Below are 353 nucleotides of genomic sequence, written 5' to 3'. Positions count from 1 at the left end.
TATGTGCCACATAGGGGTTTTGTGCCCATCCCCTTAAACTCGTTTCCCAGCGTCTTTATACGCTTCTGATTTATCTCTTTTGCCTATCGCTACAACAAGGATCGACACTTTTTCATCGTGCACTTGGTATATTAATCGGTACCCAACTTGACGTAATTTAATCTTGTAGCAGTCTGGGAGTTCTCGTAGTCGGTTAGCTTCAACCCTTGGTTGTTCCAGTACTTCACCTAACTTCTTTTTAAACTGCTCACGCACGGTTGCGCCTAACTTACGCCATTCCTTAAGCGCACGGGGATCAAATTCTAACTCATAGGTCATCTAGCGAGACCTTTACTCCGGTTTTTGGATCAGCT

General features: G+C 44.5%; 1 protein-coding gene. It reads right to left on the bottom strand.

Translation table 11 applies throughout. The features are described from left to right. Nucleotides 1–33: 33 nt before the first annotated feature. Nucleotides 34–318 (bottom strand): type II toxin-antitoxin system RelE/ParE family toxin, encoded by a 285-nt coding sequence (locus DK871_RS28115; RefSeq protein WP_096317127.1) that lies wholly within the window; start codon nucleotides 316–318, stop codon nucleotides 34–36. Nucleotides 319–353 lie beyond the last annotated feature (35 nt).

Source organism: Pseudomonas sp. L13, from assembly GCF_009935965.1.
Classification (GTDB): Bacteria; Pseudomonadota; Gammaproteobacteria; order Pseudomonadales; family Pseudomonadaceae; genus Aquipseudomonas; species Aquipseudomonas lactis.
Note: the sequence above shows the minus strand (reverse complement) of the source record. Positions and strands in the feature narration are given on the sequence as shown.